We start from the raw sequence: 9,670 nt of genomic DNA on the forward strand, positions 1-9,670 counted from the left end.
AGGACACCCAGAAGGTGACCTTCGAGGATGTGGCCGGCGTGGACGAGGCCAAGGAAGAGCTGTCGGAAATCGTCGACTTCCTGCGCGAACCCAAGAAATTCACCCGCCTGGGCGGGCGCATCCCCAAGGGCGTGCTCCTCGTGGGCCCTCCGGGCACGGGCAAGACGCTCCTGGCGCGCGCTGTCGCGGGCGAGGCCGGCGTGCCCTTCTTCTCCATCTCCGGCTCGGACTTCGTTGAAATGTTCGTCGGCGTGGGTGCCGCCCGTGTGCGAGACCTTTTCGTGCAGGGCAAGAAGAACGCTCCCTGCCTCATCTTCATCGACGAAATCGACGCCGTGGGCCGCCAGCGCGGCACCGGCATGGGCGGCGGCCACGACGAGCGCGAGCAGACCCTGAACCAGCTCCTCGTCGAAATGGACGGCTTCGAGTCCAACGACGGGGTCATCCTCATTGCCGCCACCAACCGCCCGGACGTGCTCGACCCGGCGCTGCTGCGCCCCGGCCGCTTCGACCGCCAGGTGGTGGTGCCCACGCCGGACGTGCGCGGACGCAAGCGCATCCTGGCCGTGCACACGCGCAAAAGCCCCCTGGCCGAGGAAGTCGACCTGGACGTTCTGGCGCGCGGCACACCGGGCTTCTCCGGCGCGGACCTGGAGAACCTCGTCAACGAGGCCGCGCTCCATGCCGCCAAGATGGGCAAGGACCGCGTGAACATGAGCGACTTCGAGGAGGCCAAGGACAAGGTGCTCATGGGCAAGGAACGCCGCAGCATCATCCTCTCCGACGAGGAGAAGAAGACCACGGCCTACCACGAGGCCGGTCACGCCCTGGTGGCCAAGCTCATCCCCGGCACCGACCCGGTGCACAAGGTGACCATCATCCCGCGCGGCATGGCCCTGGGCCTGACCCAGCAGCTGCCCGTGGACGACCGCCACAACTACTCGCGCAGCTACCTTGAGAACACTCTGGCCATGTTCTTCGGCGGCCGCGTGGCCGAAGAACTGGTGCTGAACCAGCTCACCACCGGCGCCAGCAACGACATCCAGCGCGCCACCAAGATGGCCCGCAACATGGTCTGCCAGTGGGGCATGAGCGACAAGTTCGGCCCCATGAGCTACGGCGACGACGGCCAGCAGGTCTTCCTCGGCCGCGACTTCATGCAGCACAAGGACTACTCCGACGAGACCGCGCGCTTGATCGACGCCGAGATCCGCCGCTTTGTGGACGAGGGCTACCAGCGCGCCAAGAAGCTTCTGTCCGAGAACATGGACCACCTGCACAAGATCGCCGAGGCGCTGCTTGAGCGTGAATCCGTGAGCGGAGATGAGATCGACATGCTCATGCGCGGCGAGACCCTGCCTCCGCCGGTTGATGAGGGCAGCGTGCGCACCGCGGCCAAGGCCTATGAGGAAATGAGCCGCAAGTTCGGCGATACGCCCCCGCCCGCGACCCCCGGTGTGACCGGCGGCGCGTCTGGCGCAGCGGCCTCAACGCCCGGCTCGGACGCTGGCAAGGCCCCGGAGGCCGAGTTCAAGCTGGAAGAAGTGCCCCCGACCCCGGTGCGCAAGCCCTACAAGCCGGAGCGGGACGAAGAGTGATCGGTTCCGCGACCTGGACCATAGCGGGGGGCAGGGTGCTTGGCCCTGCCCCCTTTTTGCTGGCTGGCATAGTGAATGCCACGCCGGACTCCTTTTATGACGGCGGGCGGCACAATGCGCCCGCCGCCGCCGTTTCCCAGGGGCGCAAGCTGCTTGATGAGGGCGCGCACCTGCTGGACGTGGGCGGGGAGAGCACCCGGCCCGGCGCGCCGCAGGTTTCCGAGGCCGAGGAGCTGGAACGCGTCGTGCCGGTGATCCGCGAATTGTCGCAGCTGTCGCCGCGGGACATGGACGGCCTGCCCGGCCCCTTTCCGGTTCTGGCGGTGGATACCTACAAGGCCAGGGTGGCCGTCGCGGCTCTTGAAGCCGGGGCGCTGGTGGTCAACGACGTATCCGCCTGCCGTTTCGATCCCGCCTTGCTGGACGTGGTGGGGCAGATGAAGCCCGGCTATGTGCTTATGCACAGCCAAGGCGAGCCGCGCACCATGCAGAACGACCCGCGCTACGGCGATGTCGTGGACGACATCTGCGCGTTTTTCGAGGAGCGCCTGGGCGTTCTCACCGGGGCGGGCCTGCCCGAGGCCAACATCGTGCTTGACCCCGGCATCGGATTTGGCAAACTGCTGGAGCATAATCTCGCGATTCTGCGTGGTATAGAGCGGTTTGGAAAATTTGGCCGCCCGGTATATATGGGCTTGTCCAACAAGACTCTCTGGGGCACACTGCTAGGCCTGGGGCCACAGGAACGGCAGCAGGCCACGGCCACGGCCACGGGCCTGCTTGTGGCGCGCGGGGTGCTGGTGCACCGCGTGCATGAGGTGGCCCTGTCGCGGCAGGCCGCGCGCATCGCCGCGGCGATTTCGTAGGCGACAGTCTTTTCAGCACAAGGCGTGGGGATGGAGTATCTCATCGGGTTCAATGTGGCCTGGCGCGAGGCCCTGGATATTCTGCTCGTGGCGGCGATCTACGCCTACATCATCCACTTGGTGCGCGGCACGCGCGCGGTGGCGGTGATCTACGGCTTGGTGCTGGTGCTTCTGGTCTATTACCTGTCCAACGAACTGGGCCTGTATTCCCTCAACTGGCTCTTGACGAACTTCCTTGGCTCCATCGTGCTCATCATCATAATTTTGTTCCAGGGCGACCTGCGCCGGGCTCTGGCGCAGATGGGCGCCGGACGCTTCTGGAAAAAGCCGCAGCTCTCCGACGCCATCGTCGAGGAGCTGTCCCAGGCGGTCATGTCCCTGGCCAAGTCCAAGGTTGGCGCGCTTATTGTTATTGAGCGCTACGAGCCCCTTGGCGAGGTCATCGAGCGCGGCGTGCCCATGGACGCGGTGATCACAGCCTCGCTTTTGAGCACCATTTTTCAGGTTGGCACCCCCCTGCACGACGGCGCGGTGGTCATCCGCCGGGGCCGCATCGCCGCGGCCGGGTGCATCCTGCCCCTGTCCTCCAAGCTCAAGGCGCAGAGCCTCTTCGGCACGCGCCACCGCGCGGCGCTGGGCATCAGCGAGGAATCCGACTCCCTGTCCATCGTGGTTTCCGAGGAGCGCGGCACCGTGTCCATCGCCATGAGCGGCCGTCTCACAACCTCCTTGAACGACCTGCGCCTGCGCCGGGTCATCAAGAACGCCCTGGAGCGCTAGCCGTGCTCAAGAACTGGAAAGACGTCGCCATCGCCCTGGCCCTGGCCATCCTCACCTGGTACCTGCTTACCGGACGTGAGAAAGTGGAGGCCTGGGTGGACATGAGCGTGGAAATGACCAACGCGCCCGAAGGCCTTACCATCCGCAAGGGACTGGTCAGCAAGATAGAGGTGCGCGTGCGCGGGCCAAAGGGCCTGGTGCGCTCCCTCGACCGCCGCAAGTGGACCTATTCCCTTGATGTCTCCCGCCTCAAGGTGGGCGAGAACCTCGTGGACATCGACCGCGAGCGCATCCCGCTCTCCATGGCCTATGAGGTGGTGGAGGTGAAGCCCTCGCGCCTGATTCTGACCGTGGACCGCATCGCCAAGAAGGACGTTCCCGTCATCGCAGAATGGCGCGGGGCCCTTCGGCCCGACTACCGCCTGCTGGAGATCAAGACCCAGCCGGAGGTGGTTGAGGTGCGCGGCGCGGAGCGCCAGGTGAAGCAGATGACCCAGGCCCGCGTGGCCGTGCAGCTTGATTTCGACGATCCGCCAGCCCTGTGGTCCGAGGACGTGCCCATCAAGCTGGCTGACGGGGTTGAAGCCAACCCTGGACAGGTGAAGGTGAGCCTGCGCTTCGGGCCGGAGATCAAGACCGCCTGGGTGCGTGTGCCTGTGAAGTTGCAGACCGGCCCGGGCCTGCAGGCCCAAAGCGCGCAGAAGTTCATTCGCGTGCAGGTGGAGGGTCCGGTGCCCCTGCTGCGCGAGGCCGAGGCCGGGCGCGACATTGAAGGCCTTGCCGCCGTGGTGTCCCTGCCCGGCGGGCTCAAGCCCGGCCGTCATCCTGTGCGCTATGAACTCAAGATCCCGGACGGCTTCCGCGTGCTCTCCCGCCAGACGGAGACTGTGGACGTGACCATCCGCAAGTAGCTTTTTTATGAGCGCCCCTTTGGCGCAAGGAGACCCCTCGTTCATGCGTGAAAAGCTTTTCGGCACCGACGGCCTGCGCGGCCGCGTCAACGAATATCCCATGACTCCGGAAGTGGCCCTGCGCCTGGGCCTCGCCGCAGGGCAGAAGTTCCGCAACGGCAAGCGCAGGCACAAGGTCATCATCGGCAAGGACACGCGCCTTTCGGGCTATGTGTTCGAGACCGCGCTGACCAGCGGCTTCTGCGCCGTGGGCATGGACGTATTTCTGGTCGGGCCCATGCCCACTCCGGCCATCAGCTTCCTTACGCGGAACATGCGCGCCGACCTCGGCGTGGTCATCTCCGCCTCGCACAATCCCTTCCACGACAACGGCATCAAGTTCTTCGACCACGAGGGCTTCAAGCTGCCCGACGAGGTGGAAAGCGAGATCGCCGCGCTGGTCCTGGCCGAGAATCCGGCCTGGGATTTTCCCGCGCCGGAGCGTGTGGGCCGCGCCAAGCGCATTGTGGACTCCTGGGGCCGCTACATCGTGTATCTGCAGCACACCTTCCCGCGTGAGATGACCCTCTCCGGCATGAAGATCGTGCTGGATTGCGCCCACGGCGCGGCCTACGGCGGCGCCCCGCAGATGTTCGAGGAACTGGGGGCCGAGGTCATCGCCATGGGCGTTTCGCCCAACGGCGTGAACATCAACGAAGGTTGCGGCAGCCTCCACCCGGACAAGCTGGCGGAGAAAGTGCGCGAGGTCGGGGCCGACATCGGCCTGGCGCTCGATGGCGACGCCGACCGGCTCATCGTGGTGGACGAACAGGGCAAGATCCTGGACGGCGACCAGATCATGGCCCTGTGCGCCCAGGACATGCTGGAGCAGGGCAAGCTCGCCGGGGGCCTGCTCGTGGCCACGGTCATGAGCAACATGGCCCTGGAAATGTTCATGCGCGACCAGGGCGGCAGGCTGCTGCGCACCCCGGTGGGCGACCGCTACGTGGTGGAGGCCATGCGCCGCGAAGGCGCCATGCTCGGCGGCGAGCAGTCCGGCCACCTGATTTTCATGGAGCATTCCACCACAGGAGACGGCACCCTGGCCGCGCTCCAGCTTTTGCGCATCATGTGCCAGAAGAATCTGCCCTTGTCGCTTCTGGCACACCTCATCGAGCCCTTCCCCCAGGTCATGGTCAACGTGCGCGTGGAGAAGAAGGTGCCCTTCGAGGAATTGCCGGAGGTGGGCCGCGCCGTGGCCCAGGCCGAGGCCGACATGAAGGGCCGGGGCCGCGTGCTCTTGCGCTACTCCGGCACGGAGCCCAAGGCCCGCGTCATGGTTGAGGGCGAGGACACCGACCGCGTGACCCAGTACGCCAACGACATCGCCGAGCTTTTGGAACGCAGCCTGCGTTCCTAGCATCGCAGCAGCAGGAGGTAGCCCATGGACGTGCGCAAGGTCGTCATTCCCGTCGCCGGTTGGGGCACCCGATCCCTGCCCGCCACCAAGAACATCCCCAAGGAGATGCTGCCCATCTTCAAGAAGCCGGTGGTGCAATACGTGGTGGAGGAGGCCCAGGCCTCCGGCATCGACACTGTGGTGCTCGTCACCAGCCAGAACAAGACCATCATCGAGGACCATTTCGACCACAACCTGACCCTTGAGAACCTGCTGGAGCGCAAGGGCAAGACCAAGCAGCTGGACGAGATCCGCGAAGTGGCGAACATGGTGAACATCATCGCCGTGCGCCAGAAGATCCAGCTGGGCCTGGGCCACGCCGTGCTCTGCGCGCGCGAGGTGTGCAAGAATGAAGCCTTCGCCGTCATGGTGGGCGACGACCTGATGTTCGGCATGAAGCCCGGCATCCAGCAGCTGCTCGATGTGGCCAAGGCCGAGAACATGGCCGTGGTCGGCGTCATCGAGGTGCCGGAGGGCAAGGTGGACCGCTATGGGATCATCGAGGGCGAGGAATACCGCCCCGGCGTGTACCGCGTGCGCAACCTGGTGGAAAAGCCCGCCGTGGGCAGCGCCCCTTCGCGCCTGGCCATCGTGGGCCGCTATGTGCTGACGCCCGATATTTTCGACTACCTGGAGAAGCTGGAGCCCGGCGTGGGCGGCGAGCTGCAGCTCACCGACGCCTTGCAAGGCCTGGCCGCCAAGAACCGCCTGCTGGCGGTGAAGCTGCGCGGCCAGCGCTTCGACGCAGGCGACTGGGTGGAATACCTCACGGCCAACATCTACTTCGCCCTGCACGACGAGGATCTGCACGACGACCTCGTGCGCCGTATCCACGAACTCGTGCCGTGCAAGGGCAAATAGAGCCCTTCCGGGCTTGCGGGGTGATTGCGTGAGCGGAACCGGGCCCAGCGCATGGAACGTGTGGCTGGCAAGCCCGCCCTATGCGGCGCTCACCTACCTGTGGCCGGACTGGCTGCCCGCGCCCGTGCAGGGTTTGCGAGTGCTGGCCCCCTTGAGCCGGGGCCTGCGCGTGGGCGTTCTGCAAGGCCCCTGCGAAACGCCGCCCGAAGGGGTGGACCTGAAGCCGCTGCTCTGGCCCCTGGAGCAGACCCCGGTGCTCGATCCCGACACACTCGAGCTTGTGCGCGACCTGGCGGCCCGGCACATGGCCCATCCTGGCCGGGTGCTCGAGCTCATCTTGCCGCGCGGCCTGCGCACGGCCCAGGTGCGTTTCGACGTTGAGCACAAGGACTTTCCCCGCAGGCTGGCGCCCAAGGCCCTGGCCGAACTGGCGCCCGAGCGTTTGGCCGCCCTGGCCGAGGTGTGGGGCCAGGGGCGCATGCGCGTGCGCGTAAGCCTCAAGCGCCAAGCCGAGGAACTGTACGCCTGTCTGTCGGCCGATCCGCCCTGGGCCGTGCGGCCCAATGCCGTGAACCAGTTGCGCCTGCTTGAACGCCTGTTCGAGAACGGGCCCATGAGCCTGGGCATGCTCAAGGCCGCCTTTGGCCCTCCGGGGCAGCTGGCCCTGCAGAAGCTGACCCAGGCCGGGCTGGTGCGGCTGGGCGATCCCGATGAAACCGCAGTCGAGACCGACGACGCCCCGGCCGTGACGCCCGATCCGCCGGAGTGCGCGCCGGTGTCCGGCCTTACGGCCACGGACGAGCAGCGCGCGGCCCTGGACGCGCTTTTGCCTGCGCTGGAAAGCCCGCAGGCCAAAATGTCCCTGTTGCACGGCGTCACCGGCAGCGGCAAGACCCATGTGTATTTCGAGCTGACGCGCCGGGCCCTGGCCCTGGGGCGCTCGGTGCTGCTCCTTGCGCCGGAGGTGGCGCTGGCCAGCCAGCTGTGGCGGCAGGTGCGCGCGGCCTTCCCCGAGGCCGAGGCCTATTTCTCCCACGGCTACCAGACGCCCTCGCGCCGGGAGGAGACCTTCTCCCGCGTGGCCGCGGCCAAGGGGCCGGTGCTGGTTGTCGGCACGCGCTCGGCCCTGTTTCTGCCCCTGCGCAACCTCGGCCTGCTGGTCCTCGACGAGGAGCACGACGAGTCCTACAAGCAGGAGGAACGCCTGCCGTACCACGCCAAGGAGCTGGCCTTCACGCGCATCCGGCGTTCCGGGGGGCTTTTGGTCCTGGGCAGCGCCACGCCGGACGTGAAGACCTTCCACGCCGCGCAGTCGGGCCAGCTGCCGTGCGCCACCCTGGCGCGGCGCGTGGGCTGTCGGCCCATGCCCGCCGTGCGCCTGGCGGACATCACCGGTCTCAAGGCCGACGAGCCCTTTGCACCGGACGCCCTGTCCGCCATCCGCGAGACTCTGGACGCGGGCCAGCAGGTCATCGTCATGCTGAACCGCCGGGGCTACGCGCCGGTGATGTATTGCATGAACTGCGAGGAAGTGCCCAAGTGCCCGGACTGCCAGGTGGGCCTGACCTACCACAAGCTGCGCGAGCGCCTGACCTGCCACTACTGCGGTTTTTCGCACCCCTATCCCATGCCCTGCGCCAAGTGCGGCGGCACCATGTTCGTGCCCATGGGCGACGGCACCGAGCGCCTGGAGGAATACTTCCAGCGCACCCTGGGGCACGAGGTGTCCATCCTGCGCATGGACCGCGACAGCGCCCGCAGGCAGGAGCGCCTGGACGAGATCCTCCGGCGCTTCTCCAGCGGCGAGGGGCAGGTGCTTGTGGGCACGCAGATGCTCTCCAAGGGGCACCACTTTCCGGGCGTGACGCTGGTGGTGGTGGCCAACGCGGACATGGGCCTCAACCTGCCGGACTACCGCGCGGCCGAACGCACCTTCCAGCTTCTGGTGCAGGTGTCCGGCCGGGCGGGCCGGGGCGAGCGCCCGGGCCAGGTCATCATCCAGACGCGCAACCCGGGGCATCCGTTCTGGGATTTCGTCCTCAGCGCGGATTACACGGGCTTCTACGAGCGGGAGATCGCCCAGCGGCAGCGCTTCCGCTATCCGCCCTTCGCCAAGCTGGCGCTTCTGCGCCTTTCCTGCCCGGCGGAGGCCGAGCACGTGCAGCAGGGCCTCACCGTGTTCGCCAAGACCCTGCGCGAGACCGCCCGGCCCCTGGGCGTGGACGTCTTGGGTCCGGCCCCGGCCCCGCTGGCCCAGCTGAAAGGCCGCAAGCGCTTCAACTGCCTTCTCAAATGCGCGGACTGGCAGGCCATCCGCAGCCTGTACTGCGCGCTGAACCGCCCTGGCGCAGCGCCGGAGGCCTTCCGCCTGGACCTCGACCTCGATCCCGTAAACATGCTCTAGCGCAAGTCCTCGACAAGAGGCGCGGCCGCATGTATCCAAACCGCATGAGCCATTTCTACGCACTGCGTCGTACCCTCGGCATCTGCGCCCTTGCGGCGCTTCTTTTTGCGCCCGCCCAGGCCTTTGCCCAGCAGAAGATCGGCTTTGTGAACCCGCAGCGCGTGGTGAACGAGACCCGGCTTGGGCAGATGGCCAAGGCCGACCTGGCCCGCTATGTTGCGGAAAAGGACCGCCTGGCCAAGGAGAGCGCCTCTCAACTGGCCGTTCTGCGCAAGGAATCCGAGGCCACCGCCCTTTCCGCCGCGGAGCGCGCCCGGCGCGAGGAAGCCTATCGCCGCAAGAGCCGCCTGCATGAGACCCTGCTGCAGGAGAACGCCCGCGACATCAAGGCCGAGGAAGCCAAGCTGCTGCAGTACGTCATGCGACGTGCCGACGCGGTGCTGGAGGACATCGGCAAAAAAGGCGGCTACGCCATCATCATCACCGACCCCGCGGCCGTGGGCTATGTGGACAAGGCCAACACGGACCTGACGGAACGCGTGGCCCGGGAACTCGACGCACGGGGCAAATGACATGCGCCTTTCGCCTATTCCGACCCGACTGTTTCTTGCAACTCTTCTCCTCCTCCTGTTGAACGCCGCCGCCCTGGCCGAGGAACCCCGCTGGGGCCGCCTGTACGTGGTCACGGGCAATGTCTCCGTGCGCGAAAGCCCGGCGGACGGCGCGCTCAAGGTGCGCGTGCTCAAGGCCGGGCAGACCGTGCGCGTGGATTTTCAGGACGAGGCCTGGGCCGCTGTGTTCGATCCCTGTCT

Annotated in this window: 8 protein-coding genes and 1 pseudogene; all 9 read left to right on the plus strand. The window is 66.9% G+C overall.

The window, feature by feature from the left end:
- The coding region (gene ftsH, locus VN419_RS11330) for an ATP-dependent zinc metalloprotease FtsH (protein WP_325647338.1) at positions 1-1,598 on the plus strand (1,598 nt) is incomplete at its 5' end.
- A complete protein-coding gene (folP, locus tag VN419_RS11335; protein WP_325647339.1) occupies positions 1,595-2,464 on the plus strand; it encodes a dihydropteroate synthase in 870 nt (289 codons plus the stop codon). The genes ftsH and folP, both read left to right, overlap by 4 nt.
- 30 nt (positions 2,465-2,494) lie before the next feature.
- Positions 2,495-3,244, plus strand: a complete 750-nt coding sequence (gene cdaA / locus VN419_RS11340) for a diadenylate cyclase CdaA (RefSeq protein WP_325647340.1) — start codon at positions 2,495-2,497, stop codon at positions 3,242-3,244.
- A gap of 2 nt (positions 3,245-3,246) precedes the next feature.
- The gene (locus tag VN419_RS11345) at positions 3,247-4,155 is read left to right on the plus strand and encodes a CdaR family protein (protein ID WP_325647341.1); all 909 of its coding nucleotides are present in this window, start codon (positions 3,247-3,249) and stop codon (positions 4,153-4,155) included.
- Positions 4,156-4,198: 43 nt separating this feature from the next.
- Positions 4,199-5,554 (plus strand): phosphoglucosamine mutase, encoded by a 1,356-nt coding sequence (glmM, locus tag VN419_RS11350; protein WP_325647342.1) that lies wholly within the window; start codon positions 4,199-4,201, stop codon positions 5,552-5,554.
- A gap of 24 nt (positions 5,555-5,578) precedes the next feature.
- On the plus strand, positions 5,579-6,454 hold the full coding sequence (galU, locus tag VN419_RS11355; protein WP_325647343.1) for a UTP--glucose-1-phosphate uridylyltransferase GalU: 876 nt from the start codon (positions 5,579-5,581) through the stop codon (positions 6,452-6,454).
- 28 nt (positions 6,455-6,482) lie between these two features.
- On the plus strand, positions 6,483-8,858 hold the full coding sequence (gene priA, locus VN419_RS11360; protein ID WP_325647344.1) for a replication restart helicase PriA: 2,376 nt from the start codon (positions 6,483-6,485) through the stop codon (positions 8,856-8,858).
- Positions 8,859-8,887: 29 nt separating this feature from the next.
- Positions 8,888-9,430, plus strand: coding sequence for an OmpH family outer membrane protein (locus tag VN419_RS11365; protein WP_325647345.1), 543 nt, complete (start codon positions 8,888-8,890; stop codon positions 9,428-9,430).
- A 58-nt stretch (positions 9,431-9,488) separates the two neighbouring features.
- Positions 9,489-9,670: pseudogene (locus tag VN419_RS11370) on the plus strand (LPS ABC transporter substrate-binding protein LptA); the annotation flags it as partial.

This window comes from Humidesulfovibrio sp. (assembly GCF_035560995.1).
Taxonomy (GTDB): Bacteria; Desulfobacterota; Desulfovibrionia; order Desulfovibrionales; family Desulfovibrionaceae; genus Humidesulfovibrio.

Bases quoted from the DNA above. Each gene is read 5' to 3' on its own strand.
- VN419_RS11365 (WP_325647345.1), top strand. From the start codon at position 8,888: ATGTATCCAAACCGCATGAGCCATTTCTACGCACTGCGTCGTACCCTC.
- glmM (WP_325647342.1), top strand. From the start codon at position 4,199: ATGCGTGAAAAGCTTTTCGGCACCGACGGCCTGCGCGGCCGCGTCAAC.
- cdaA (WP_325647340.1), top strand. From the start codon at position 2,495: ATGGAGTATCTCATCGGGTTCAATGTGGCCTGGCGCGAGGCCCTGGAT.
- galU (WP_325647343.1), top strand. From the start codon at position 5,579: ATGGACGTGCGCAAGGTCGTCATTCCCGTCGCCGGTTGGGGCACCCGA.